This window comes from Janthinobacterium salmonicoloratum (assembly GCF_051380845.1).
Lineage (GTDB): Bacteria > Pseudomonadota > Gammaproteobacteria > Burkholderiales > Burkholderiaceae_D > Janthinobacterium > Janthinobacterium lividum_F.
In genome coordinates this window covers 2,833,123-2,857,650 of record NZ_JBNYXV010000001.1, presented here as the reverse complement: position 1 = coordinate 2,857,650, position 24,528 = coordinate 2,833,123, and the positions used below count along the sequence as shown (strand labels likewise).

22 protein-coding genes and 2 rRNA genes are annotated in these 24,528 nt (G+C 60.8%); 20 read left to right on the top strand and 4 right to left on the bottom strand.

Annotated elements, in window-relative coordinates; translation table 11 throughout:
• Both ACQ4WY_RS13145 and rrf read left to right on the top strand, forming a co-directional pair.
• Window positions 1–102: ribosomal RNA gene (locus ACQ4WY_RS13145) — 23S ribosomal RNA — on the top strand; the annotation flags it as partial.
• 152 nt (window positions 103–254) lie between these two features.
• Window positions 255–367, top strand: a 5S ribosomal RNA gene (rrf, locus tag ACQ4WY_RS13140).
• Window positions 368–614: 247 nt separating this feature from the next.
• On the opposite strand, the gene ACQ4WY_RS13135 is transcribed toward rrf, so the two are convergent.
• Window positions 615–1,187 (bottom strand): acyloxyacyl hydrolase, encoded by a 573-nt coding sequence (locus tag ACQ4WY_RS13135; protein ID WP_230539252.1) that lies wholly within the window; start codon window positions 1,185–1,187, stop codon window positions 615–617.
• 84 nt (window positions 1,188–1,271) lie between these two features.
• Here ACQ4WY_RS13135 and ACQ4WY_RS13130 point away from each other — a divergent pair, with 84 nt between their 5' ends.
• Entirely contained in the window at window positions 1,272–2,174 is a 903-nt protein-coding gene (locus ACQ4WY_RS13130; RefSeq protein WP_436504364.1) for an NAD(P)-dependent oxidoreductase, read from the top strand.
• A gap of 1 nt (window position 2,175) precedes the next feature.
• Here the strand turns inward: ACQ4WY_RS13130 and ACQ4WY_RS13125 are convergent, their stop codons facing one another.
• Window positions 2,176–3,369: a M20 aminoacylase family protein gene (locus tag ACQ4WY_RS13125; protein WP_436504362.1), complete on the bottom strand. Its 1,194-nt coding sequence runs from the start codon at window positions 3,367–3,369 to the stop codon at window positions 2,176–2,178.
• A gap of 205 nt (window positions 3,370–3,574) precedes the next feature.
• On the opposite strand from ACQ4WY_RS13125, the gene ACQ4WY_RS13120 reads away from it, so the two are divergent.
• The 4 genes from ACQ4WY_RS13120 to ACQ4WY_RS13105 all read left to right on the top strand — a co-directional run bounded on the left by ACQ4WY_RS13120 (window position 3,575) and on the right by ACQ4WY_RS13105 (window position 10,405).
• On the top strand, window positions 3,575–5,650 hold the full coding sequence (locus ACQ4WY_RS13120) for a molybdopterin-containing oxidoreductase family protein (protein WP_436504360.1): 2,076 nt from the start codon (window positions 3,575–3,577) through the stop codon (window positions 5,648–5,650).
• A gap of 2 nt (window positions 5,651–5,652) precedes the next feature.
• Window positions 5,653–6,708: an aminopeptidase gene (locus ACQ4WY_RS13115; protein ID WP_436504359.1), complete on the top strand. Its 1,056-nt coding sequence runs from the start codon at window positions 5,653–5,655 to the stop codon at window positions 6,706–6,708.
• A 276-nt stretch (window positions 6,709–6,984) separates the two neighbouring features.
• Window positions 6,985–8,667 (top strand): long-chain fatty acid--CoA ligase, encoded by a 1,683-nt coding sequence (locus ACQ4WY_RS13110; RefSeq protein WP_436504358.1) that lies wholly within the window; start codon window positions 6,985–6,987, stop codon window positions 8,665–8,667.
• 55 nt (window positions 8,668–8,722) lie between these two features.
• Window positions 8,723–10,405, top strand: a complete 1,683-nt coding sequence (locus ACQ4WY_RS13105; RefSeq protein WP_436504356.1) for a long-chain-fatty-acid--CoA ligase — start codon at window positions 8,723–8,725, stop codon at window positions 10,403–10,405.
• 3 nt (window positions 10,406–10,408) lie between these two features.
• On the opposite strand, the gene ACQ4WY_RS13100 is transcribed toward ACQ4WY_RS13105, so the two are convergent.
• Window positions 10,409–11,998 (bottom strand): alkaline phosphatase D family protein, encoded by a 1,590-nt coding sequence (locus ACQ4WY_RS13100; protein WP_436504355.1) that lies wholly within the window; start codon window positions 11,996–11,998, stop codon window positions 10,409–10,411.
• 36 nt (window positions 11,999–12,034) lie between these two features.
• The gene (locus tag ACQ4WY_RS13095; RefSeq protein WP_223278886.1) at window positions 12,035–12,400 is read right to left on the bottom strand and encodes an acyl-CoA thioesterase; all 366 of its coding nucleotides are present in this window, start codon (window positions 12,398–12,400) and stop codon (window positions 12,035–12,037) included.
• 136 nt (window positions 12,401–12,536) lie between these two features.
• On the opposite strand from ACQ4WY_RS13095, the gene ACQ4WY_RS13090 reads away from it, so the two are divergent.
• The 13 genes from ACQ4WY_RS13090 to ACQ4WY_RS13030 all read left to right on the top strand — a co-directional run bounded on the left by ACQ4WY_RS13090 (window position 12,537) and on the right by ACQ4WY_RS13030 (window position 24,514).
• Window positions 12,537–14,393, top strand: coding sequence for an ABCB family ABC transporter ATP-binding protein/permease (locus ACQ4WY_RS13090; protein WP_436504354.1), 1,857 nt, complete (start codon window positions 12,537–12,539; stop codon window positions 14,391–14,393).
• 195 nt (window positions 14,394–14,588) lie between these two features.
• Window positions 14,589–15,545, top strand: a complete 957-nt coding sequence (locus tag ACQ4WY_RS13085; RefSeq protein WP_034778971.1) for an amino acid ABC transporter substrate-binding protein — start codon at window positions 14,589–14,591, stop codon at window positions 15,543–15,545.
• A 98-nt stretch (window positions 15,546–15,643) separates the two neighbouring features.
• Window positions 15,644–16,393, top strand: a complete 750-nt coding sequence (locus ACQ4WY_RS13080) for an amino acid ABC transporter permease (protein WP_436504352.1) — start codon at window positions 15,644–15,646, stop codon at window positions 16,391–16,393.
• Between the two features lies 1 nt (window position 16,394).
• A complete protein-coding gene (locus ACQ4WY_RS13075; RefSeq protein WP_099376216.1) occupies window positions 16,395–17,087 on the top strand; it encodes an amino acid ABC transporter permease in 693 nt (230 codons plus the stop codon).
• Window positions 17,088–17,106: 19 nt separating this feature from the next.
• Window positions 17,107–17,832: an amino acid ABC transporter ATP-binding protein gene (locus tag ACQ4WY_RS13070; RefSeq protein ID WP_099376217.1), complete on the top strand. Its 726-nt coding sequence runs from the start codon at window positions 17,107–17,109 to the stop codon at window positions 17,830–17,832.
• A 37-nt stretch (window positions 17,833–17,869) separates the two neighbouring features.
• The gene (locus tag ACQ4WY_RS13065) at window positions 17,870–19,318 is read left to right on the top strand and encodes an amidohydrolase family protein (RefSeq protein WP_436504351.1); all 1,449 of its coding nucleotides are present in this window, start codon (window positions 17,870–17,872) and stop codon (window positions 19,316–19,318) included.
• Between the two features lie 163 nt (window positions 19,319–19,481).
• Window positions 19,482–19,880: a type II toxin-antitoxin system RelE/ParE family toxin gene (locus ACQ4WY_RS13060; protein WP_436504350.1), complete on the top strand. Its 399-nt coding sequence runs from the start codon at window positions 19,482–19,484 to the stop codon at window positions 19,878–19,880.
• Window positions 19,858–20,193 carry a helix-turn-helix domain-containing protein gene (locus ACQ4WY_RS13055; RefSeq protein WP_436504349.1) on the top strand — a complete coding sequence of 112 codons (336 nt, stop codon included), beginning with the start codon at window positions 19,858–19,860 and terminating at the stop codon, window positions 20,191–20,193. The genes ACQ4WY_RS13060 and ACQ4WY_RS13055 overlap by 23 nt, the downstream gene beginning before the upstream one ends.
• Before the next feature lie 89 nt (window positions 20,194–20,282).
• Window positions 20,283–21,335, top strand: a complete 1,053-nt coding sequence (gene pyrC, locus ACQ4WY_RS13050) for a dihydroorotase (protein WP_436504348.1) — start codon at window positions 20,283–20,285, stop codon at window positions 21,333–21,335.
• 6 nt (window positions 21,336–21,341) lie between these two features.
• Window positions 21,342–22,160 carry a DUF3025 domain-containing protein gene (locus ACQ4WY_RS13045; protein ID WP_436504347.1) on the top strand — a complete coding sequence of 273 codons (819 nt, stop codon included), beginning with the start codon at window positions 21,342–21,344 and terminating at the stop codon, window positions 22,158–22,160.
• Window position 22,161: 1 nt separating this feature from the next.
• On the top strand, window positions 22,162–23,151 hold the full coding sequence (locus ACQ4WY_RS13040) for a Gfo/Idh/MocA family protein (protein ID WP_436504346.1): 990 nt from the start codon (window positions 22,162–22,164) through the stop codon (window positions 23,149–23,151).
• A gap of 23 nt (window positions 23,152–23,174) precedes the next feature.
• A complete protein-coding gene (locus ACQ4WY_RS13035; RefSeq protein WP_436504345.1) occupies window positions 23,175–24,389 on the top strand; it encodes an MFS transporter in 1,215 nt (404 codons plus the stop codon).
• Complete coding sequence (locus ACQ4WY_RS13030; protein WP_436504344.1) at window positions 24,389–24,514, top strand: hypothetical protein; 126 nt, start codon at window positions 24,389–24,391, stop codon at window positions 24,512–24,514. Before ACQ4WY_RS13035 ends, ACQ4WY_RS13030 begins: the two co-directional genes overlap by 1 nt.
• The last annotated feature ends 14 nt before the right edge of the window (window positions 24,515–24,528 follow it).

Below are 24,528 nucleotides of genomic sequence, written 5' to 3'. Positions count from 1 at the left end.
TCTTTGAAGGGTCGTTCGAGACCAGGACGTTGATAGGCTGGGTGTGGAAGTGCAGTAATGCATTAAGCTAACCAGTACTAATTGCCCGTACGGCTTGTCCCTATAACCTTAGCAGGTACAGAGGATGAGAAAGTACATGTTGCGTGTTGTTGATCGCAGTCATTACCCAAGTAATACCTCAGTAAATAATCGATACTTCTTCCAGATTCATGGCCTTGTCGTCCTACAGGAGACAAGCGTCAGTACAAGTTATGCCTGATGACCATAGCAAGTTGGTCCCACCCCTTCCCATCCCGAACAGGACCGTGAAACAACTTTGCGCCGATGATAGTGCTGCAACCAGTGTGAAAGTAGGTTATCGTCAGGCTTGTTATTCGCAGTAGAGAAAAACCCGATCAGAAATGGTCGGGTTTTTTTTCGTCTGGATATTTACCGGGGCAACCCGAAAGCAAAGGCTGGGGTCAGACCCTCGACACCGCTAACGAAAAAGTCATCGCCAACGCAAAAGGGGGTCTGACCCCGGCTGTTCAATCCACTCCGACGTATGCAAGCAGCCAATGCAACAGACAAAAAAAGGCAGCGCTACGCGCTGCCTTTGTCATTTATCAAGCTCATTAAAAGTGATAAGCGACTTTGACGTTCATGTAATTGACGCCGCTATTCGGTTTCTTGTAACCGCCGTTCGAGAAATGCTGGATCTTCGCAGCGACTTCCCATTTGTTATTGAAGATATAGCCGACGCCGATATGGTCGCCGAACTGGAAGTGGGTCGACAGACGGTTATCGTCGTTATCGTACAGCTTGGACAGCATGTGTACGCCAATGCCGCCTTCTGCGTAGAAGCCCAGCTTATTCGTATTTTCAAAGCGGAACACGGGAGTAAAGCCGAGGTCCCACAGTTTTTGATGCTGGCCTGGGACGTTGCGATAGCTCTTGCCATCCCAGCCGCCAATGCTGGCATCCCAGTAACCGCTCAGCTGCGTACCATTCGATACGAACCAGGCCTTATCCCAGTTCGAGGTCACGCCAGCGCGTACCATTTGTACCTTCACGCCCTTGGCATATTCGCCGTAGACGGAGTCGATCAGTTTGTCGTCGGCGGCAAAGCCGGCGTTAGCCGCCATCAGCGCGGCAACAGCGGCGATGGATTTGAGGAGATTCTTCTTGAAGAACATAGAGGCTTTCATCGTAAAATTGGCCGATAGGCTATTGTTGTACAGGCACCTTGCTTTGCATGCCGCTCTCGCCACTTGTTGATCTCAGGGGTTCAATTGACATTCTCTACAAAAATCGCATTTCTCGGTATCGGTCTGATGGGGGATCCGATGGTCCGGTGCCTGTTACGCGCTGGATATTCTGTCACAATTTGGAATCGCACGCACAGCAAGGCCCAAGTCCTGCGTGCAGCAGGGGCGCAGCCGGCCGTTTCCGTGGCTGAGGCGGTCAATGGCGCGGACGTGGTCATCTCCATGCTGGAAGCCGGTCCCATCGTGGCGCAGGTGCTGCAAGAGGCGTTGCCGGCTCTGGCAGCTGGCGCGATGTGGATCGATATGAGTTCCACCCAACAGTCAGAAGCCCAGCAATTTCATGCCATCTTGCACGCGGCAGGCCATGCCTTCATCGATGCGCCCGTGTCGGGTGGTGTCGGCGGGGCACAGGCGGGTACCCTGGCCATCATGGCTGGCGCCAGCGCCAACGATTACGCGCGGGTTGAAGCGATTCTGTCTGCCATGGGGCGCCCGACTCTGGTGGGGCCGGCCGGCAGTGGCCAGGTGGCCAAGCTGTGCAATCAGCTGATCGTCGGCGCCACCCTGACTATCGTGGCCGAGGCGCTGTTGCTGGCCCAGGCGGCCGGCGCCGATGCGGCTGCCGTGCGGGCAGCCATCCGTGGCGGTTTTGCCGAGAGCAAGATTTTGGAGGTGCATGGACAGCGCATGCTGGAACGTAATTTTGTGGCCGGTGGGCAGGTGAAAAGCCAGATCAAGGACATGCACAACATCCTCGCGGCGGCCGAGGCGGCCCACGTCACCTTGCCGGTGACGCAGCTGGTGACGCAGCGCTATGAAACCCTCGCCACCACCCATCCGACGGCAGACCATGCGGCGGCCTTGCTGGCCCTGGAAGCGTTGAATCCGGGCCAGCGCTTGGGTACTGGTCCGGATAAACTGAGCTGATTCAAGCGATGGGCAGGCTCGCTTCGGCCAGCTTGACCCAGAAACTGGCGCCGATGGGCAGCAGCTTGTCGTTGAAGTCGTAGCTGCCATTGTGCAAGACGCACGGCCCCAGGCCATGGCCGCCATCGCGGTGCTCGCCATCGCCATTGCCGATGAAAATGTAGCAGCCGGCCTTTTCCTGCAGGAAAAAGGCGAAATCTTCCGCGCCCATGGTCGGTTCGACATTCGCGTTGACCTTGTCTGCGCCCACCACGCTTTTCATCACGTCGACGGCAAACGCCGTTTCTTTCGCGTGGTTGACCAGCGGCGGATAGTTGCGCTTGAAGTGGAAATCGACTTCCGCGCCAAAGGCGGCGGCCGTGTGCACGGCGATCTCGCGCATGCGTTCCTCGATCAGGTCCAGCACGGGCGTGGTGAAGGTGCGCACGGTGCCGACCAGGCTGGCGTCATCGGGGATCACATTGGTGGCGCTGCCTGCGTGGATTTGCGTGATCGACAGCACGGCCGTGTCGAGCGGACTCTTGTTGCGCGTGATGACGGTTTGCCAGCTTTGCGCGATTTGCACGGCCACCATCACGGGATCGATGCCCTTGTGGGGCTGGGCCGCGTGGGCACCCTTGCCTTTGACGGTGACGTGGAATTCATTGCTGGACGCCATCATCGGACCTTCCACCACGCTCAGAGTGCCTGTTTCAGCGCCTGGCCAGTTGTGCATGCCATAGATGGCATCCATGGGAAAGCGGGTAAACAAGCCGTCTTCGATCATTTCGCGCGCGCCGGCACCGCCTTCTTCTGCTGGCTGGAAGACCAGGTATACGGTGCCGTCGAAATGGCGGTGCTGCGCCAGGTAATGGGCGGCGCCCAGCAGCATGGCCGTGTGGCCGTCATGGCCGCAGGCGTGCATCTTGCCCGGGTGGCGTGAAGCATGCTCGAAGGTATTCATTTCCTGCATCGGCAAGGCATCCATGTCGGCGCGCAGGCCGATGGCGCGTGTCGAGGTGCCATTCTGAATGATGCCGACCACGCCAGTGCGGCCCAGGCCGCGTACCACGGGAATGCCCCATTCCGTCAGTTTGGCGGCGACCACGTCCGAGGTGCGCTGTTCTTCGTAGCACAGCTCGGGATGCGCGTGCAGGTCGCGGCGGATACCTTGCAGCTCGGATTGAAACGCCAAGATCGGATCAACTAGTTTCATGGGACTCTCCTGTGGATGCTGGCGCGCAGCAATGTATGGCGCGCCGGACCGCGCTTGTTTGATCAAAAACAGGCGCGGCTAATAGTGCATTGTAGCCCTTGTTTGCCGGGTAAATCCAGCGCACGGACGTGCTTGCTACGGCGCCAACAGCAAGCGCGCGGAATGGTTTACAGTATCGCCTTCCCCCAACGTTTTTGGATTGCCCATGACCACCACCCAAGTGCGCGCCGCCTGCCCGCTCGATTGCCCCGATACCTGCGCCCTCCTGGTCACGGTGACCGATGGCGTGGCAACAGCCGTCAAGGGTGATCCCGACCACCCGACCACGGCTGGCGTGCTGTGCACGAAGGTGTCGCGCTTCACGGAACGCACCTACCATGCGGACCGTTTGCTGCATCCGCTGCGCCGCGTGGGCAAGAAGGGGGAAGGCAAGTTCGAGCGCATCAGCTGGGAAGAAGCACTGCAGACCATCGCGGCCCGCTTGAAAGCGATCGCCGCGCGCGATCCGCAGGCGATCTTGCCGTACAGCTACTGCGGCACCATGGGCCTGGTGCAGGGCGAATCGATGTCGTCGCGTTTCTTCAACCAGTTGGGCGCTTCCCTGCTGGACCGCACCATCTGCGCGTCGGCCGGCGCCACGGGCTACCGCTACACGGTGGGCGCCAGCATCGGCACGGACATGGAGCAGTTCCAGAACGCGAAATTGATCATCATCTGGGGCGGCAACCCGATCGCCTCGAATTTGCACTTCTGGATGCGCGCGCAAGAGGCCAAGCGCCATGGCGCCACCCTGATCGCCATCGATCCCTACCGTTCGTTGACGGCCGAAAAATGCCACCAGCATATTGCCTTGCTGCCGGGTACCGATGCGGCCCTGGCGCTGGGCTTGATGCATGTGCTGATCACCGAAGAGCTGGTCGACCAGGACTATATTGCGCAGTACACTATTGGCTATGCCGAACTGAAACAGCGCGCCCTGGAATGGCCACCCGAGCGCGTGGCCGAGGTGTGCGGTATCACGGCTACGGAAGTGGTGGAGCTGGCGCGCCTGTACGGCCAGGCTTGCCGCTCTGGCGAGGGCGCCGCCATCCGGGCCAACTACGGCGTGCAGCGCGTGCATGGCGGCGGCATGGCCGTGCGCAACATTGCTTGCCTGCCGGCCCTGACGGGGGCCTGGCGCCATCCTGCCGGCGGCATGCAGCTGTCGAGCTCGGGCTCCTTCCCCGTCAACCGCAAGGCCCTGCAGCGCCCGGATTTATTGAAAGGCACGCCGCGCACCATCAACATGAGCACCATCGGCGATGATTTATTGAAAGAAAGTTCCGTCGAGTTCGGCCCGCAAGTGGAAGCCGTGATCGTCTACAACTCGAATCCCCTGGCGGTGGCGCCCGATTCCTCGAAAGTGGCGCAGGGTTTTGCCCGCGAAGATCTGTTTACGGTTGTGCTCGAACATTTCCAGACCGATACCGTCGATTATGCCGACATCGTGTTGCCCGCCACCACGCAGCTCGAGCATGTCGATGCGCACTCCACCTATGGCCACTTGTACATGATGGCGAACAATGCGGCCGTGGCGCCGCTGGGCGAAGCGAAGGCGAATACGGAAATCTTCCGCCTGCTGGCGCAGTACATGGGCTTTGATGACCCGTGTTTCCAGGAAAGCGACGATGCGCTGGCGGCCAAGGCCTTCGATACGACGGATGCGCGCGCCGTGCATTTCGACTGGGAATCGCTGAAACGCACGGGCTGGCAAAAGCTGGCCATGGCCGAGGCGCCATTTGCCGAGGGCGGCTTCCCCACGCCATCGGGCAAGTGCGAGTTTTACTCGGAGGCCATGGCGCAGGCGGGACTCGATCCCTTGCCCACGTATATCGCGCCGCACGAATCGCTGGCCAGTAATCCTGCCCTGGCGGCCCGTTATCCGCTGGCCATGATTTCTCCGCCAGCGCGCAATTTCCTCAATTCCACGTTCGTCAACGTGAAAAGCCTGCGCGCGGCCGAGGGCGAGCCGCACCTGGACATCCACCCTGACGATTGCGCCGCGCGCGGCATCGCGGCCGGCGACATGGTGCGCATCTTCAACGACCGTGGCAGTTTTGTTGCCAAGGCCAGGGTGACGGACAAGGCGAGACGGGGCCTGGTGGTGGGCTTGTCCGTGTGGTGGAAGAAACTCGCCAGCGATGGCAAGAACGCCAATGAAGTGACCAGCCAGCGCCTGACGGACATGGGCCGTGCGCCGACCTTCTACGATACGCTGGTCGAAGTGGAAAAGGCTGCCTGACCATGGCCCTGGCGCGCTGGCCGGCCCGCTTGCTTGTCGGCACGGTGTGCATGCTGCTGGGCGGCTGCACGCAGTTGCGCTACTACACGCAAGCGGCGCAGGGGCAATATGCCCTGTGGTACGGCGCGCGCCCCATCGGTGACTGGCTGGACGACCCGGCCACCGAACCGCGCCTGAAAGTGCGCCTTGCCAAGGCGCAGCAGATTCGCCGCTTTGCCGTCAGCGAGCTGGACTTGCCAGACAATGGCAGCTACAAGAACTACGCTTCTCTGCGGCGCCCCTTCGTGCTGTGGAACGTGGTGGCCACGCCGGAATTGTCGCTGCAGCCGCTGCAATGGTGTTTTCCTATCGCCGGCTGCGTGAATTACCGCGGCTATTACAGCAAGGAGGAAGCACTCGCGTATGCCGACGAGTTGCGGGCCCAGCATTACGACGTGCAGGTAGGCGGCGTGCCCGCGTATTCCACCCTGGGCTGGTTCGATGATCCCCTGCTGTCGACCTTTATCAATTACAACGATGCGGAATTGGCGCGCCTGATCTTCCATGAACTGGCGCACCAGGTGGTGTACGTGCCCGGCGATTCGGCCTTTAACGAGTCGTTTGCCAGTGCCGTGGAAGAGGCGGGCGTGCAACGCTGGCTGGCGCGCGAGGGCAATGACACGATGCGTGCTGCGTACGCCCAGTACGCGGCGCGGCGCCAGGATTTCCTGGCCCTGCTGCTGCGTTACCGGGGTGAACTGGAAGCCGTGTATGCGAGCGACGCCAGCGATGCGGACAAGCGCGCGCGCAAGGCGCAGGTGTTTGCGGCATTGCAAGACGCGTATCAGGTGCTCAAGCAACACTGGGGTGGCTTTGCCGGTTATGACCGCTGGTTCGAGCAGCCATTGAGCAATGCTCACCTCGCTTCCGTGTCTACCTACAATGAATTTTTGCCTGCCTTCAAAAAATTGCTGGAAGAAAAAAAGAACTTTCGTGCTTTTTATGCTGCAGTGCACACAATGGCCCAGATCAAGAAGCCTGAGCGCAGGCGTGCGCTGGAACAATTGTCCAGCCCCTGACCCGTAAAGATTGTCTTGCGCGCCAGGTCTAACGATCCTGCAACAGTGTATTTATCATGTTGCATTGCAGCATAAAATACCCCTAGAGTTGCCGCTCGAATACTGTTGAAAGCGCTTGCATGGAAGCGCGGCGCCCGATAGCATCGCGTTAGTAGCATAGAGCAATTGCTCGTCAGAATGCTCAAACTGACTGCAGGACGACAGAATCCGCAGCAATGATCCGTGCCGGCAGGCTGTGCCGGCTCCCCCACGATTATTCGAGACAAGAGGCACAGGATGGAAAAAATTTGGCTGAAGTCGTATCCTCCAGGCGTTCCCGCCGACATCGATCCTGATCAATATCGTTCGCTGGTGCATTTGCTGGAAGAAGCGTTTCAAAAATATGCAGACCGCAATGCCTATGTCTGCATGGACAAATTTCTCACCTATGCCGAACTCGACACCTATTCGCGCCAGTTGGGCGCCTGGCTGCAAAGCCGTGGCTTGAAAAAAGGTGCCAGAGTTGCCCTGATGATGCCGAACGTGCTCCAGTATCCGGTGGCGATTGCCGCCGTCTTGCGCGCCGGCTACACGGTAGTCAACGTCAATCCGTTGTACACGCCACGTGAACTCGAGCACCAGCTCAATGATTCGGGCAGCGAAGCCATCATCGTGCTGGAAAACTTTGCCCATACGGTCGAACAAGTGTTGAGCAAGACGGCCATCAAGCACATCATCGTCGCCAGCATGGGTGAAATGCTGGGTGGCTTGAAAGGCATGATCGTCAATTTTGTCGTGCGCAACGTCAAGAAGATGGTGCCCGCGTATTCCTTGCCGAACGCCATGCGTTTCAAGCAGGCGCTGGCGCTGGGCAGCCGCATGAAACTCACGCCCGTCGAGCTGAGCATCAACGACGCCGCCTTCCTGCAATATACGGGCGGCACGACGGGCGTGTCGAAAGGCGCGACCTTAAGCCACCGCAACGTGATTGCCAATGTGCTGCAGAGCGAAGCGTGGTCGGGCGCGGCACTTGATCAGAACAGCAAGGAGCAGTTGATCATCGTCTGCGCCTTGCCGCTGTACCATATCTTTGCCCTGACGGCGTGCGCGATGTGGGGTACACGCGTGGGCGCGCTGAATATCCTGATCCCGAACCCACGCGATATCCCGGGCCTGATCAAGGAGCTGGGCAAGTACAAATTCAACCTGCTGCCAGCGGTCAATACGCTGTATAACGCGCTGGTCAACCACCCCGATTTTGCCAAGCTCGATTTCTCGGGCTTAAAGATCGCCAATGGCGGCGGCATGGCGGTGCAGCAAGCTGTCAACGACAAGTGGCTGCAGGCGACGGGCGTGTCCATCATCGAAGGCTATGGCCTGTCGGAAACTTCGCCTGTCGCTACCTGCAACCGCGCCGACAGCACGGCGTTCTCCGGCACCATCGGCTTGCCGATTCCGTCGACCGAGATCGCCATCCTCGACGATGACGGCAAGGAAGTGCCTCTGGGGCAGACGGGCGAGATCGCCATCCGCGGCCCGCAAGTGATGACGGGCTACTGGAATCGCCCCGACGAGACGGCCAAGGTCATGACACCAGACGGTTACTTCAAGTCGGGCGACGTGGGCATCATGGACGAGCGCGGCTACGTGAAGATCGTGGACCGCAAGAAAGACATGATTCTCGTCTCCGGCTTCAATGTGTATCCGAACGAAGTCGAAGCCGTCATCGCGGCCCATCCAGGCGTGCTGGAGTGCGCCTGCGTGGGCGTGCCGGATGAACACTCGGGCGAGGCCGTGAAAGTGTTTGTCGTGCGTAAGGATCCGAACCTGACCCAGGCAGTGCTGGCCGCGTATTGCAAGGAACAATTCACGGGCTACAAGCGGCCGAAATATATCGAGTTCCGCGATGAACTGCCGAAGACCAACGTCGGCAAGATTTTGCGTCGCGCCCTGCGTGACGAAACGAAGATAGCAACATAAACAGTGTGGGATGCGCCAGGAGGCGCGTCCCTTTTACAGATAAAGATGAGGCGAGATGGACAAGATTTGGTTGAAGTCGTACCCGGACAGCGTTCCCGCAGAGATTGATTGCACGCAATACCGTTCCGTGACGCATTTGCTGGAAGAGTCGTTCCAAAAATATGCGGACCGCAATGCCTTCGTGTGCATGGATAAATTCCTTACCTATCGCGAGCTCGACAAGCTGTCGCTGCAGATGGGCGCCTGGCTGCAAAGCAAGGGCCTGAAGACGGGTGCGCGCGTGGCGATCATGCTGCCGAACGTGCTGCAGTATCCGGTAGCCATGGCGGCGATCCTGCGCGCCGGTTACACGGTGGTCAACGTGAATCCGCTGTACACGCCGCGTGAATTGCAGCACCAGTTGATCGATTCGGGCAGCGAAGCGATCATCGTGCTGGAAAACTTCGCCACCACGGTCGAGCAGGTGTTGCCGCATACCCAGGTCAAGCATGTGATCGTCGCCACCATGGGCGACTTGCTCGGTGGTTTGAAGGGCGCCATCGTCAACTTTGTCGTGCGCAAGATCAAAAAAATGGTGCCAGCGTTTTCCTTGCCGGGCTCCATCAGTTTCAACAAGATGCTGGCCGAGGGTTCCCGTTTGACACTCACGCCGGTGCAGCAGGGGCATGACGATATCGTCTTCCTGCAATACACGGGTGGCACGACGGGCGTGTCGAAGGGCGCGATGTTGTTGCACCGCAATGTGATCGCCAACGTGCTGCAAAACGAGGCGTGGATGTCGCCCGTGATGACGCCTGAAATGCGTGCCACCTCGATGGGATTCATGTGCGCCTTGCCCCTGTATCACATCTATTCGCTGACGGTCAGCGCCCTGATGGGCATGCGCCTGGGCGGCATGAGCGTGCTGATTCCCAACCCGCGCGACATCCCCGGTTTCGTCAAGGAACTGTCCAAGCACAAGATCGTCGTCTTTCCGGCCGTCAACACCTTGTACAACGCGCTGCTGAACAATGCCGACTTTGCCAAGCTCGATTTCTCCTCCTATAAAGTGTGCAATGGCGGCGGCATGGCCTTGCAGCGCAACGTGGCCGAACGCTGGCTGAAACTGACGGGCTGCCCGCTGATCGAAGGCTATGGCATGTCGGAGACATCGCCCGTGGTGACGGGCAACCGCGTCGATATCACGGAATTCACGGGCACCATCGGCTTGCCTTTCCCGTCGACGGAAGTCGCCATTTTGAACGACGACGGCGTGGAAGTACCGCTGGGCGAGCCTGGCGAGATCGCCGTGCGCGGCCCGCAAGTGATGGCCGGCTACTGGCAGCGTCCGGACGAGACGGCCAAGTCGATGACGGCCGACGGCTACTTCAAGACGGGCGACGTGGGCGTCATGGATGAGCGCGGCTACGTGAAGATCGTGGACCGCAAGAAAGACATGATCATCGTTTCCGGCTTCAATGTGTATCCGAACGAAGTGGAAGACGTGGTCGCGTCGTGCCCGGGCGTGCTGGAATGCGCCTGCATCGGCGTGCCGGATGCCAACGCGGGCGAAGCTGTGAAAGTGTTTGTCGTGCGCAAGGATCCTAACCTGACAGTGGAACAGATCCGCGAGCATTGCAAGCATGAGTTGACGGCCTACAAGAAACCGAAATACATCGAGTTCCGTGATGAATTGCCGAAGACCAATGTAGGCAAGATATTGCGCCGTCAATTACGCGACGAAAAGAAGGTTGCCTAGGCTTTAACTTTGCAAGCCAGCCTTGCCGTCCCGGACGGTAAAGCTGGCCAGTGTCGCGATGGTAGAAGCGCTGTCGCGCACATTCTCCAGGCCCTGGAACAGGGTCGTGGTTTTCTCCGGCGTGATCTCCATCAACATATAGCCGCGCTTGTCGCTGCGTCCGTAACGGATGTGCGGGTTCATCGCCACGTACTGGTCCGTGCGCGCCTGTGGGCGGGAACTCGACGTGATGGAGGTGCCGCAAAACTCCGTGGCCAGCACGGGATTGCTCTTGCCGGTGGGGCGCGTGGCGTTGCGGCTCAGTTCGGTGGCATAAAAGGTGTGCACGTCGCCTGACAGCACCAACGGGTTGCTGGCCTTGCTGCTGCGCAAGGCATCGAGCAGGTGCTGGCGCGCCAGTGGATAGCCATCCCAGCCATCGGTCCAGATGCGTTCGTCGCCGTGCCGCAGGATGGGTACCTGGCTCGATTGCGCCATCAGGGTTTGCTGGGCCAGGATATTCCAGCGCGCCGGGGAATCATCGAGGCCGGCTTGCAGCCAGCGCTGCTGTTCCTCGCCCAGCATGGTGCGCTGCGGTTTCAGCAAATCGGGGCAGTTGCGCGTGGTGACGGAATTGGAGCCGCCGCGGCCCGGCCTGGCGCATGCGTGATAGGCGCGGTATTGCCGGTCGTCCAGCACGTGAAAGCGCGCCAGACGGCCCCAGTCATAGCGCTGGTAGATGCGCATGTCGACAAAACCCCGCCGCCCCAGCGGCAGCAAACGCAGCGGCATGTGTTCATAAAACGCCTGGTAGGCGGCCGCGCGGCGCTGCAAAAAAGTGGGCGTGAGCAACTCGTCGCGGTCGTTGCCGTAATCATTGGCCACTTCATGGTCGTCCCAGGTGACGATCCACGGCGCGGCCAGGTGCGCGCCCTGCAAGTCGCGGTCGCTCTTGTATTGCGCGTAGCGGGCGCGGTACTCATCCAGCGTAAAACTTTCATGCGTGCGCACGGCCCGGTTCGGGTGCTGCAGCTGGTACGGTCCCCACTCATAAATGTAATCGCCGAGGAAGGCCACCAGGTCGGGCGCGGCCGCCGTGATGTGCCGGTGCGCCGCGTAGGCGCCGAATTCCCAGTGCTGGCACGAAGCGACGGCCAGTTTCAGCGAGGAAGGCATGGAGCCGGGCTCGGGCGCCGTGCGCGTGCGGCCTGCGGGGCTGACGGCGTCGCCAAGCATAAAGCGGTACCAGTACCAGCGTCCGGGCGCCAGGCCGCCCACATCGACGTGCACGCTGTGCGCGAGGGCGGGCGTGGCTGTGGCTTGCCCCTTGGCGACGACGCGTCTAAAAGCTTCGTCGTCGGCCACTTCCCAGCGCACGTTCAGGGCGATGGCGGGCGTGGCGGCGGCATGCAGCGGGTCGTAGCAGATGCGCGTCCACAGCACCACCGCATCGGGCAAGGGCGAACCCGAGGCAACGCCGAGCGCAAACGGATAGCCTGTGCCATTCAAGCGCGTGGCGGCGCTCGCGCTGGAACCGGACAGCACGCTGCCGGCCGCGGCCAATGCCGTGATGCGCGCAGCGCTCTGCAGAAAGATGCGGCGCTGGCTATCCATGCCGTCTGAAAATAAAACGTCGGATTATTGCGACAATCAAGACGACAATAAGGTCTCGATCGGCGGCACCTTGCGCGGCTTGCGGTCGGAGTCCGTCGCCACATAGATCAGGGTGGCTTCCGTGACTTTCACGATGCATGCCTGCAGGCGGTTGCGCTCGGCATACACTTCGACATTGACAGTGATCGAGGTATTGCCAACCTTGACGATGTCGGCGTAGAAGGACAGCAGATCGCCGACGAAGACGGGATTTTTGAAGACGAAGGAATTGACGGCGATGGTGGCGACGCGGCCGTTGGCGCGCCGCGTGGCAGGCAGGGAACCGGCGATATCGACCTGCGCCATGATCCAGCCGCCGAACACGTCGCCGTACACATTGGCGTCGGACGGCGCGGGCATCATGCGCAATTCCGGCATTTTTCCGGCGGGCAGGCCGGAGGCGAGGCAGTTGTCAGGGCGGTCGGGGGAGGTGCTCATCTTTTATTCTCATGAAAGGCTACAATTGCCCCGATTGAACCATAAAAAGCCGACCTTCGCCATGCGCCGTTCCCAGACTCCCCCTCCGCCCCGCTCGCCAGCCTCCGCCAGCCACAGCGATTTTGCCACCATCAAGACCTTGCTGCCCTACCTGTGGGTCTACAAATGGCGGGTGCTGCTGGCACTGCTATGCCTGGTGGGCGCCAAGCTGGCCAACGTGGGCGTGCCCCTGATCCTGAAAAAACTCGTCGATGCCATGACGATCACGGCAGCCCATCCGCAAGCGCTGCTGGTGTTGCCGGTCGGCTTGCTGGTGGCGTATGGCTTGCTGCGCCTGTCGACCACCTTGTTTACGGAATTGCGCGAATTCCTGTTCGCCAGGGTGACGCAACGGGCCGTGCGCACCATCGCCCTGCAAGTGTTCCGCCACCTGCATGCCTTGTCCCTGCGCTTTCACTTGAACCGCCAGACGGGCGGCATGACGCGCGACATCGAACGGGGCACGCGCAGCGTCGGCTCGCTCATTTCCTATACCTTGTTCAACATCCTGCCGACCCTGGTGGAAATTACCCTCGTGCTTGGCTATCTGGTCTTGCATTACGACATCTGGTTCACTGTGATCACGGCGGTGGCGCTGGTGTCCTACATCGCGTTTACCGTGCTGGTGACAAACTGGCGTACGCATTTCCGCCGCACCATGAACGACCTCGACTCGAAGGCGAATACCAAGGCCATCGATTCGCTGATCAACTATGAAACCGTGAAATATTTCGGCAACGAGGATTACGAGGCGAAGCGCTACGACGAGGGCTTGCAGCGTTATGAATCGGCGGCCGTGAAATCGCAGACCTCACTGTCCCTGTTGAACACGGGCCAGTCCTTGATCATCGCCACTGCCGTCACCTTGATCCTGTGGCGCGCCACGGTGGGCGTGATTGCCGGCACCATGACCCTGGGCGACCTGGTGCTGGTCAATGCCTTCATGATCCAGCTGTATATCCCCCTCAATTTTTTAGGGGTCATTTACCGCGAAATCAAGCAAAGCCTGGCCGACATGGAACGCCTGTTTTCCTTGCTGAACGAGAACCGTGAAATCGCCGATACGCCGGACGCCAAAGCGCTCGTCACGCGGGGCGCGGCCGTGCGTTTCGACCACGTGGATTTCAGCTATGAAGCCAAGCGGAAAATCCTGTTCGACGTGGATTTCCAGATTCCCGCCGGCACCACGACGGCTGTGGTGGGCCACAGCGGTTCGGGCAAGTCGACCCTGTCGCGTTTGTTGTTCCGCTTTTATGAAGTCGATGGCGGCAGCATCACCATCGATGGCCAGGACTTGCGGGCAATCACGCAGGATTCCCTGCGCGCGGCCATCGGCATCGTGCCGCAGGACACGGTGCTGTTCAACGACACCATCGAATACAACATTGCCTACGGCAAGCCGGGCGCCAGCAAGGAAGCCATCGTGGCAGCGGCCAAAGCGGCGTCGATCCATGATTTTATTGAAAGCTTGCCAGATGGCTACAACTCCATGGTGGGCGAGCGGGGCTTGAAACTGTCGGGCGGCGAAAAGCAGCGCGTGGCCATCGCCCGCACTTTGCTGAAAGACCCCGCCATCCTGATCTTCGATGAAGCCACCTCGGCGCTCGATTCCAAGGCCGAGCAGGCGATCCAGGCGCAGCTGAAGGACATCGCTAAAAACCGCACCACCCTGGTCATTGCGCACCGCCTGTCGACGGTGGCCGACGCCCAGCAAATCCTGGTGCTCGATCATGGCCGCATCGTCGAGCGGGGTACGCATCCGCACTTGCTGGCCGCGAATGGCTTGTACGCGCAGATGTGGCAACGCCAGCAGGCGAATATGGATGATGAGGAGGACGAGGACGAGGACGAGTTGGCGGGGCTGTCGCCGGCAAAATAAATCGGGAAGGGGAAATCAGTAGGAAAAATGCTACAGCCGCGCTGATTCAGGCGCGCGTATAGCGCCTATTTGCGGGCAATCGCAGAAAACGGCTAGCTCAGCGCTGAAAATGAAATAAAATTAATTCCATTGGTGGCGTCTGCACCACAGTTGTTTCGTTCGGAGTACATCCGGTTTGTCCGCCCAGGAGAATTTATGAAATTGACCAAAATCATCGCCACGCTGCTCAGCGTCGGTGTCATCAGCAGCATGTCGCCAGTCCAGGCTCAGGAATTGACCGGCACCTTGGCCAAGATCAAGAAAGCCGGTTCCGTCACCCTCGGTGTGCGCGACGGCTCCGTTCCCTTCTCCTATCTCGATGACAAGCAGCAGTACCAAGGTTATTCGATCGACCTGTGCATGAAAGTCGTCACGGCCCTGCAAAAACACCTGGGTTTGAGCGAACTGAAAGTGGTGATGAGCCCCGTCACCTCGGCCAACCGTATTCCGCTGATGGCCAACGGCACCATCGACCTCGAATGCGGCTCGACGACGAACAATCTGGAGCGCCAGCAGCAGGTGGCATTCGCGCCCACCATGTTCGTCATCGGGAACCGCGTGCTATCGAAAAAATCCTCGAACATCAAGACCCTGGAAGACTTGCGCGGTAAGACGCTGGTCGCCACGGCCGGCACGTCGACCATCAAGCAGATGACCATCCTCAACAAGGAAAAGAACCTGGGCATGACGATTGCCGTCGGCAAGGATCATCCAGAGTCGTTCCTGATGCTGGAAACGGGCCGCGCGGTGGCTGAAGCCAACGACGATATCCTGCTGGCGTCGCAAGTGGCCAACTCGAAAAACCCGAACGACTACGAAATCACCAAGGAAGCGTTGTCGGTCGAGCCGTACGGCATCATGCTGCGCAAGGGCGATCCGGCCTTCAAGAAAGTGGTCGACGACGCGCTGATCCGCCTGTACAAGAGCGATGACATCAACCGCATTTACGCGAAATGGTTTACCTCGCCGATCCCGCCGAAAAACATCAACCTGAAATTCCCCATGCCGCCGCAATTGAAGGCCGTGTTCACGAATCCGACCGATTCTGGCGACCCGGCGGCCTATGCGGCCGTACCCGAAGCGCAGAAGACTTCGGACAAACGGAAAAAGTAAAGATTGCGTAACAAATCGGGGGGCGCAAGCCTCCCGTTTCAATTGCGGGACGGGCGGCGGATAAGCCGCCTTCCTTGGGCTGCATCGGAAGGATGATCATGAATTACAACTGGAATTGGCGCATTTTCTGGGAGATTTCTCCCGATGGCGTGGGCACGTATATGGACACCCTGTGGTCCGGCCTGGTCTGGACCCTGGCCACGGCCGGCGCGGCCTGGATCATGGCATTGATCTTGGGCCTGGTGATCGGCACCATCCGCACCTTGCCGAACAAATGGCTGGTGGGCGTGGCCAATGCCTACGTTGAATTGTTCCGCAACGTGCCGCTGCTGGTGCAGATGTTCCTCTGGTATTTCGTCATGCCGGAACTGCTGCCGCCGGACATGGGCGCCTGGGTCAAGTCGTTGCCGAATGCGCCGTTCGTCACGGCTGTTCTGTGCCTGGGATTCTTTACTTCCTCGCGCGTGGCCGTGCAAGTGACGACGGGTATCGAGGCGCTGCCGCGCGGGCAGAAACTGGCGGGAACGGCACTGGGCCTGACCCTGCCGCAAACCTACCGCTTTATTTTGTTGCCGATGGCCGCGCGCGTCATCATGCCGCCGCTGACCAGCGAATTTTTGAACATCATCAAGAACAGTTCCGTGGCGCTGACCATAGGCCTGATCGAACTGACTGCCAGCGCGCGCGCCATCCAGGAGTTTTCCTTCCAGGTGTTCGAGGCGTTTTCGGCCGCCACCATCATCTACGTCGTCGTCAACCTGCTGGTGGTGGTGCTGATGCACCTGATCGAAAAAAAGGTCGCCATCCCGGGCTTCATCGTCGCCGGCGCCAAGACGGGAGGACATTGATATGTTCGGTAATTTTGACTTCGATGTCATCTCCCGCTCGTGGGTTTACCTGTTTCAGACTGGCATGGTGTTTACCTTGAAACTGACGGCGCTGGCCATGGTCGGCGGCATCGTGCTGGGTACCTTGCTGGCGCTGATGCGCTTGTCGGGCAACCGCATCGTCTCTGGCGTGGCGTCGAGCTACGTCAACCTGATACGCTCGATCCCGCTGGTCCTGGTCATTTTCTGGTTCTACTTCCTGGTGCCGTACATCGCCGCCTGGATCATCGGCGCCGACGAGCCCGTGAAAGTGGGTGCGTTTTCTTCCGCGTTGATCACCTTCATCATGTTCGAGGCGGCATACTATTGCGAGATCATGCGCAGCGGCATACAGTCGATCCCGCGTGGTCAGGTGTGGGCCGGCCAGGCGCTGGGCATGAACTACCGCCAAACCATGGGCAGCATCGTGCTGCCGCAAGCCTTCCGCAACATGATTCCCGTGCTGCTGACGCAAACTATCGTGCTGTTCCAGGACGTGTCACTTGTGTACGTGCTGTCGATCCCCGATTTCGTCGGCGCCGCCTCGAAGATCGCCCAGCGCGACGGCCGCCTGGTGGAGATGTACGTGTTTGTCGCGGTCGTGTATTTCGTGCTGTGCTATGCCTTGTCGTTCCTGGTAAAACGCCTGCAGAAACGCGTCGCCATCATTCGCTAACCGAAAAAGAAAGAACAAGATGATTGAACTCAATAATGTCAGCAAATGGTATGGCCAGTTCCAGGTACTGACCGACTGCACCACCAAGGTCGCCAAGGGCGACGTGATGGTCATTTGCGGCCCGTCCGGCTCCGGCAAGTCGACCCTGATCAAGACCGTCAACGGCCTGGAGCCGATCCAGCAGGGACAGATCATCGTCGACGGCATCAGCGTCAACGATCCGAAAACGAATTTGTCGAAACTGCGCGCGCGCATCGGCATGGTGTTCCAGAATTTCGAGCTGTTCCCGCACCTGTCCATCCGCGAAAACTTGACTATCGGCCAGATCAAGGTGCTGGGTCGCAGCGCCGATGAAGCCAATGCCAAGGGCTTGAAGTACCTGGACCGCGTGGGCTTGCTGTCGCAGCAGGATAAATTCCCTGGCCAGCTGTCGGGCGGCCAGCAGCAGCGCGTGGCGATCGCGCGCGCGCTGTCGATGGACCCGATCGCCATGCTGTTCGACGAGCCGACATCTGCGCTCGACCCGGAGATGATCAACGAGGTGCTCGACGTGATGGTGGGCCTGGCGCAGGAAGGCATGACCATGATGGTCGTCACGCACGAAATGGGCTTTGCCAAGCGCGTGGCCAACCGCATTGTCTTCATGGATCAGGGCAAGATCATCGAGGATTGCAGCAAGGATGACTTCTTCAACACGACGCGCTCGGACCGCGCGCGCGATTTCCTCGCCAAGATCATCCATTAATTTTTCATTTTTTTGAAGTTGAGTACGAATGCCTGTTATGAAACAAATAGCCGGCGCGATGCTGGCGCTGGGCCTGCTCGCCCATGCCCACGCGGCCGACAAGATCGCCGTTGACATTGCCCTGCGCGACACCACCCTGATCGACGTTGCCGCCGGCCGCGCCGTCAACGGCAAGACCGTGCTGCTCAAGGGAGACAGCATCGTCGCCGTCGTCGATGACGCGCGGTTGCGCAGCTATGCGCCGAAGCAGACCATCCGCCTGCCCGGCAAATACCTGATGCCGGGCCTGTGGGATACGCACGTGCATTTCGGCGGCGGCCCTGAGCTGATCGACGAGAACAAGCAGCTGCTGCCTTTGTACCTGGCGCACGGCATCACCACGGTGCGCGACTGCTCGGGCGACTTGCCCGACACGGTGCTGGCATGGCGCCGGCAGATCAATGCGGGCCAGCTGGAAGGCCCGACGATTTTTACCTCTGGCGCCAAGCTCGAAGGCATCAAGCCGCTGTGGAAGGGCACCATCGAAGTGGGCACGCCGCAGGAAGTCACGCGCGCACTCGACGGCCTGCAGGCGCAGCAAGTGGACTTCGTGAAGATCACGGAAAACACCTTGAAGCCGGAGCTGTACCTGGAAGCGCTGCGCCAGGCGCGTGAACGGGGCATGCGCACTTCGGGCCATATCCCCGTGCAGCTGACACTGGAGCAGATGGCCGATGCGGGCCTGGGCACGATCGAGCATCAATCGTACTTGCTGCGCGCCACCACGCCGCGCGAGCAGGAGCTGACGGACAAGGTGGCCGCCGGCGCGATGACGGGCAAGGAGGCCATGCACGCAAGTGTGCAAAGCTACGATGAGCCGACGGCGCGCAAGGCCTTCAGCTACCTGGCCGCGCGCGGCACGGCCATCGTGCCGACCCTGTGGGGTCCGCGCGTGACGGCCTACCTGGATCGTGAAGACCACACGCATGATCCGGCCCTGCAATACATCGGCAAGGGCTTGCGCGCCACCTACGACTGGCGCGTGCAGCGCGCCGCCAAGGATGGCCCGGAAGCGATCGTCCAGCGCCACGCGCAGTTCGAGCAATCGGCAAAGCTGCTGCCGATTTTGCAGCAGCAGGGCGTGAGCATCATCGCCGGCACCGATGCGGGATTTTTGAATTCCTTCGACTATCCTGGCCAGGCCTTGCATGATGAAATCGGCCTGTATGTGCAATACGGCCTGACGCCGCAGCAAGCCTTGCAGTCGGCCGTTATCAACGGTCCCCGCTTCCTGGGCAAGCTGGAGCGCTACGGTAGCGTGGCGGCCGGTAAGGCGGCCGACCTGCTGGTGCTCGATGCGAACCCGCTGCAGGACATCGGCGCCACGCGCCAGATCCGCCTGGTGGTCAGCCGTGGCCACGTGTACGACCGCGCCGCGCTGGACCGGATGCTGGCCGATATTCGCGCCTGGGTGGCGAAGCAGGAGACGGTGCCGGCCAAGTCCTGATTTTCTTCGTCCTTATGCCAAAAACGGCCGGTTTATACCGGCCGTTTTGCCGTCTGCCAGCCGCTCGTGCTTGGCTTGCCGCAAACGATCGTTATTCAATCCGCCGTACGCTGATTCCTTATCAGCCAAATCCTTCTAATTTATACTAATAAAGGTATAATTCATGAAGATCACCCAAAAACCGCCAAAGCCCCACAAGCCGCTGGTGTGGGTCGGTTCCACCAAAAAAGAATTGATGGCCTTGCCTGTGGACATCCGTTCTTTCTTTGGGCATGCACTGGATTTGGCGCAGCGTGGTGACCGGCACGACAACGCCAAGGTATTGCACGGTTTCGGCTGCGCGGGCGTCCTGGAAATCATCGAGGATGATGTGGGCGGTACCTATCGCGCCGTCTACACGGTGAAGTTCGAGGAGGTGGTGTTCGTGCTGCACTGCTTTCAAAAGAAGAGCAAGAGAGGTATCGCGACGCCGAAGCAGGAAATGGATTTGGTGCGCGCCCGTCTGCACAGTGCACAACAATGGATCGAGGAGTTACGCCATGAAAAAACGCATCGTCGATGAAATAGAGTTTGAACTGTCCAGCGGTAACGTCTTTGCCGACCTGGGCTTGCCCGGCGCAGACAAGCTGCAAATCAAATCCGGCCTGGTGGGCGAAATCCGCAATGCCATGCGCAAGCTGGATTTGACGCAGGAAGAAGCGGCGCGGCGCATGGGGGTCGCGCAGCCCAAGGTATCGGGCATGCTGCGTGGCGATTTTTTCGGCTTGTCCGAGCGCAAATTGATGGATTGCCTGAACCGCCTGGGTTACGACATCGAGATTAGCATCAAACCGGCCGCCAACGCCATCGGCCACCTGAAACTGGCTGTCGCCTGAGCGTTCCTCACCGGCATCCCCCGCCTGTGCTGCGGCCCCGCGGCTGGTAAAATGGCGCTATTCGCAATGACCGCCTGAAAGCAGCCGCCATGTCCACACTCGATCACACCCCAGCCTCCATCACCATCACCCGTCCGGATGACTGGCATTTGCACTTGCGCGACGGCGCCGTCATGGCCAGCGTGCTGCCGCACAGCGCGCGCCAGTTCGGCCGCGCCATCGTCATGCCGAACCTGAAACCGCCCGTCACCACCACGGCCGATGCTGCCGCCTACCGCGAGCGTATCCTGGCCGCCGTGCCGGAAGGCGTGAACTTCGATCCGCTGATGGTGCTGTACCTGACGAACAACACCTCGCCCGACGAAATCCGCCGCGCGCAGGACAGCGGCATCGTGCAAGCCGTCAAACTGTATCCGGCCGGCGCCACGACGAATTCCGACCTGGGCGTGACGGATTTGAAGAATTGCTACAAGGTGCTCGAAGTGATGCAGGAAGTGGGCATGCCCTTCCTCGTGCACGGCGAAGTGACGGATCCTGAAATCGACATTTTCGACCGCGAAGCTGTCTTCATCGAGCGCGTGATGCGTCCGCTGCGCAGCGCCTTCCCGGCCCTGTCCGTCGTGTTCGAGCACATCACCACCAAGGATGCGGCGCAGTACGTGGCCGAAGCGGAAGGCCCGATCGCCGCCACCATCACGGCGCATCATCTGCTGTACAACCGTAACGAGATTTTCAAGGGCGGCATCCGCCCCCATTACTACTGCCTGCCCATCCTCAAGCGCGAAGAGCACCGCTTGGCCCTGATGACGGCGGCCGCCAGCGGCGACGAGCGCTTCTTCCTCGGTACGGATTCGGCGCCGCACGCGCAAGGCGCCAAGGAAATGGCCTGCGGCTGCGCCGGTTGCTACACGGCTCTGCACGCAATGGAAATGTATGCCGAAGCGTTCGAACGGGCCGGCGCGCTCGATAAACTGGAAGCATTCGCCAGCTTCCACGGCCCGGCCTTCTACGGCGTGCCGCGCAACACGGACACCATCACCTTGAAGCGCGAAAGCTGGACCTTGCCAGCCTCGCTGCCACTGGGCGACAGCCACGTGATTCCGCTCAACGCGGGCGAGCAGATCAACTGGAAAATGGTCTAAGCGTTCATGCTGCCATCGATAGACTGGACCCGCCCCTGGTTTGCCACGGTGCTGCCGGCGCGACGGCAGCTGGACCTGCAGCGCGACACGGTGATTGCCGCGCTCAACGGGCGGGCGCGGGCGCTGGACTTGCGCAATCCCTCCGGCTTGCCGCTGGCCTTCGTGCCGCAAGCGGACCTGCCCGAAGGCGTCGCCTACGAGGAGTTCATCGGCGCGACGGGTGGCGTGCCCACGCGCGACAATCTGCACGATTTTTTCAACGCGCTCGTGTGGCTCACCTTCCCCCGCATCAAGCGGCAGCTGAACGCGCTGCAGGCGGCGCAGATCGCCCTGTCCGGCGTCGGCAAATCGCGTGGTCCCGCGCGCGATGGCGCGACGATTTTTGACGAAAATTCCGCCTTGCTGGTGCTGCGCGACAGCGATGCGGGGCGCGCGCTGGAAGCGGCCTTGCGCGGGCACGACTGGCGCAGCGCGTTCATTGCGCAGCGCGAGAAATTTGGCGCGGGCGGCGATGCCGATGTGTGGCTGTTCGGCCACGCGCTGATGGAAAAACTGGTGGCGCCGCGCAAGGCCATCACGGCGCATACGCGCGTGATCTTCGCGGACGATGTCTATTTCACCCTGGACGATGCGACACGGCGCGCCTGGCTCGACGAGCGCGTGGCGCAAGACCTGGCGCAGCAAGGTCTCACCACGGCGGACTTCACGCCGCTGCCCGTGCTTGGTTTACCCGGCTGGTGCGAAGGCCAGGACGACGATTTTTACAATGACGCGGCGGTGTTCCGCCCGAAGCGCAAGGTGGCTGGCGCAGAAAGAGATCAATAGCATGGAAAATACCGTCCGCTGGGGCATCCTCGGCACCGGCAAGATCGCCCGCGCGATGGCGAATGGCTTGCGTGATGCGCCCGGTGCGCAACTGGTGGCGGTCGCCTCGCGCAGCAGCGCCGGCGCGCAGGCCTTCGGCGCCGAATTCGGCATCGAGCGTTGCCATGGCTCCTACCAGGCACTGGCCATGGACCCTGGCGTGGACGTGATCTACATCGCCACGCCGCATACCTTGCATGCGGAAAATGCCCTGATGTGCCTGGCCGCCGGCAAGCACGTCGTCTGTGAAAAACCGTTCACGATGAACGCGCGCGAAGCGCAGGCCGTGGTGGACCTGGCGCGCGAGCAAAAGCTGTTTCTGATGGAAGCCATGTGGAGCCGTTTCCTGCCAGCCGTGCAGGAAGCCAAACGCATCATCGCCAGCGGCGAAATCGGCGTGCTGCAGCAAGTGCAGGCCGATATCGGCTTTGTCGCCAATTTCCCGCCCGAACACCGCATGTTCAATCCCGAACTCGGCGGCGGCGCACTGCTCGACGTGGGCATCTATCCGCTGTCGATGGCGGCCTTCTTCCTCGGCCCGGTATCGCAGGTGCAGGCGCTGGCCGAGATGGGCGCCACCGGCGTCGATGAGCAGGTTGTATTCTCCCTGCTGCACGCGGGCGGCGGCACCTCGTCCTGCGCCTGCAGCCTGCGTGCGCAAACGCCGACGGAAATGACCATTTCCGGCAGCCTGGGCCGGATTCGCCTGCCCAACCGTTTTTACAAGCCCGATCATCTGATCGTCGAAGCGATGGATGGCGAACGCCGCGTCGTCGCCGTGCCCCACCTGGGCAATGGCTACGCGCACGAGGCGATCGAAGCGATGCGCTGCATCCGCGCCGGCCTGCTGGAAAGCCCCGTCATGCCGCTGGCGGACAGCGTGGCGCTGATGCACAACCTTGACATCATGCGTGGCCAGATCGGCCTGGTTTACAGCGCCGACCAGGCGTAAACAGGCCTAAACAGGAGTCCTCCATGACATTGCACTCATCCCGTCCCAGCCTGAAAACTGTCCTCATCGCCAGCGGCGTCGTCCTGACCCTGGCGATGGGCGTGCGCCACGGCCTGGGCTTCTGGATGCAGCCGATCTCGCAAGCCAATGGCTGGACGCGCGAAACGTATTCGCTGGCGCTGGCCATGCAAAACCTGATGTGGGGCGTCTTCGGCCCGTTCGCCGGCATGGCGGCCGACCGTTTCGGCACCATGCGCGTCGTCATTATCGGCGCCATCAGCTACATGGCGGGCCTGGTGTGGATGGCGCTCGTGACGCAGCCCACCCTGTTCATCGTCGGTTCCGGCATCTTCATCGGCCTGGCGCTGGCCTGCACGGCCTTTGGCGCCATCAGCGGCATCATCGGACGCAGCGCGCCGCCCGAGCAGCGCTCGTGGGCCTTTGGCATCTCGTCGGCGGCCGGCTCGTTCGGCCAGTTCCTGATGATGCCCGTCGAGCAGCAACTGATTTCCGCCGTGGGCTGGCAAAACGCTTTTTATGTGCTGGCCGCGCTGGTGCTGCTGGCCATGATCCCGATGGCCTTCTACCTGCGCGAGCCGCCCGTCTCGCACGCCAGCGGTCCGCAGCAAAGCGTAGGCGCCGCCTTCAGCGAAGCCATCGCCAGCCGCTCGTTCTGGCTGTTGCTGGCAGGGTATTTTGTCTGCGGTTTCCAGCTGGTCTTCATCGGCGTGCATTTGCCGGCTTACCTGAAGGACCAGGGCCTGATGAATCCGAACATCGCCGTCACGGCACTGGCGCTGATCGGCCTGTTCAACATCGTCGGTTCCTACTACGCGGGCAAACTCGGTGGCAAGATCGCCAAGCGCTATCTGTTGTCGGCCATTTACGTGACGCGCGCCGTGGTCATCACCGTGTTCCTGCTGGCGCCCTTGTCGGCGTGGTCCGTGTACCTGTTCGCCGCCGGCATGGGCGTACTGTGGCTGTCGACCGTGCCGCTGACGAACGGCATCATCGCCGGCATTTTCGGCGTGAAGCACCTGTCGATGCTGGCCGGGATGGTGTTCTTCTCGCACCAGGTGGGCAGTTTCCTGGGCGCGTGGCTGGGCGGCTATCTGTACGAGCACCAGGGTAGTTACCATATCGTGTGGATGATCACCATCGGCTTGGGGCTCATGGCCGCGCTGATCAACCTGCCCATCGACGAGCGCGCCGTCAAGCGCGTGGCGGTGGCCGCGTAATGGCCAGCTGGCGCACATGGCTATGGCGTCTGGCTGGCGCCGCGCTGCTGGCCATCGTCTTCCTGGCCTATTTGCGGCCGGACTTCATGCTCGACCTGGCGAACCGCTTCTGGATGTGCCTGTAGCAGGCATCCGGTTT

Coding starts and splice junctions, on each gene's coding strand:
- pyrC (WP_436504348.1), top strand. CDS start 20,283: ATGTCCACACTCGATCACACCCCAGCCTCCATCACCATCACCCGTCCG.
- ACQ4WY_RS13090 (WP_436504354.1), top strand. CDS start 12,537: ATGCGCCGTTCCCAGACTCCCCCTCCGCCCCGCTCGCCAGCCTCCGCC.
- ACQ4WY_RS13080 (WP_436504352.1), top strand. CDS start 15,644: ATGAATTACAACTGGAATTGGCGCATTTTCTGGGAGATTTCTCCCGAT.
- ACQ4WY_RS13085 (WP_034778971.1), top strand. CDS start 14,589: ATGAAATTGACCAAAATCATCGCCACGCTGCTCAGCGTCGGTGTCATC.
- ACQ4WY_RS13110 (WP_436504358.1), top strand. CDS start 6,985: ATGGAAAAAATTTGGCTGAAGTCGTATCCTCCAGGCGTTCCCGCCGAC.
- ACQ4WY_RS13125 (WP_436504362.1), bottom strand. CDS start 3,369: ATGAAACTAGTTGATCCGATCTTGGCGTTTCAATCCGAGCTGCAAGGT.
- ACQ4WY_RS13115 (WP_436504359.1), top strand. CDS start 5,653: ATGGCCCTGGCGCGCTGGCCGGCCCGCTTGCTTGTCGGCACGGTGTGC.
- ACQ4WY_RS13040 (WP_436504346.1), top strand. CDS start 22,162: ATGGAAAATACCGTCCGCTGGGGCATCCTCGGCACCGGCAAGATCGCC.
- ACQ4WY_RS13075 (WP_099376216.1), top strand. CDS start 16,395: ATGTTCGGTAATTTTGACTTCGATGTCATCTCCCGCTCGTGGGTTTAC.
- ACQ4WY_RS13095 (WP_223278886.1), bottom strand. CDS start 12,400: ATGATGCCCGCGCCGTCCGACGCCAATGTGTACGGCGACGTGTTCGGC.
- ACQ4WY_RS13100 (WP_436504355.1), bottom strand. CDS start 11,998: ATGGATAGCCAGCGCCGCATCTTTCTGCAGAGCGCTGCGCGCATCACG.
- ACQ4WY_RS13065 (WP_436504351.1), top strand. CDS start 17,870: ATGAAACAAATAGCCGGCGCGATGCTGGCGCTGGGCCTGCTCGCCCAT.
- ACQ4WY_RS13030 (WP_436504344.1), top strand. CDS start 24,389: ATGGCCAGCTGGCGCACATGGCTATGGCGTCTGGCTGGCGCCGCGCTG.
- ACQ4WY_RS13045 (WP_436504347.1), top strand. CDS start 21,342: ATGCTGCCATCGATAGACTGGACCCGCCCCTGGTTTGCCACGGTGCTG.
- ACQ4WY_RS13035 (WP_436504345.1), top strand. CDS start 23,175: ATGACATTGCACTCATCCCGTCCCAGCCTGAAAACTGTCCTCATCGCC.
- ACQ4WY_RS13120 (WP_436504360.1), top strand. CDS start 3,575: ATGACCACCACCCAAGTGCGCGCCGCCTGCCCGCTCGATTGCCCCGAT.
- ACQ4WY_RS13055 (WP_436504349.1), top strand. CDS start 19,858: ATGAAAAAACGCATCGTCGATGAAATAGAGTTTGAACTGTCCAGCGGT.
- ACQ4WY_RS13060 (WP_436504350.1), top strand. CDS start 19,482: ATGAAGATCACCCAAAAACCGCCAAAGCCCCACAAGCCGCTGGTGTGG.
- ACQ4WY_RS13135 (WP_230539252.1), bottom strand. CDS start 1,187: ATGAAAGCCTCTATGTTCTTCAAGAAGAATCTCCTCAAATCCATCGCC.
- ACQ4WY_RS13070 (WP_099376217.1), top strand. CDS start 17,107: ATGATTGAACTCAATAATGTCAGCAAATGGTATGGCCAGTTCCAGGTA.
- ACQ4WY_RS13105 (WP_436504356.1), top strand. CDS start 8,723: ATGGACAAGATTTGGTTGAAGTCGTACCCGGACAGCGTTCCCGCAGAG.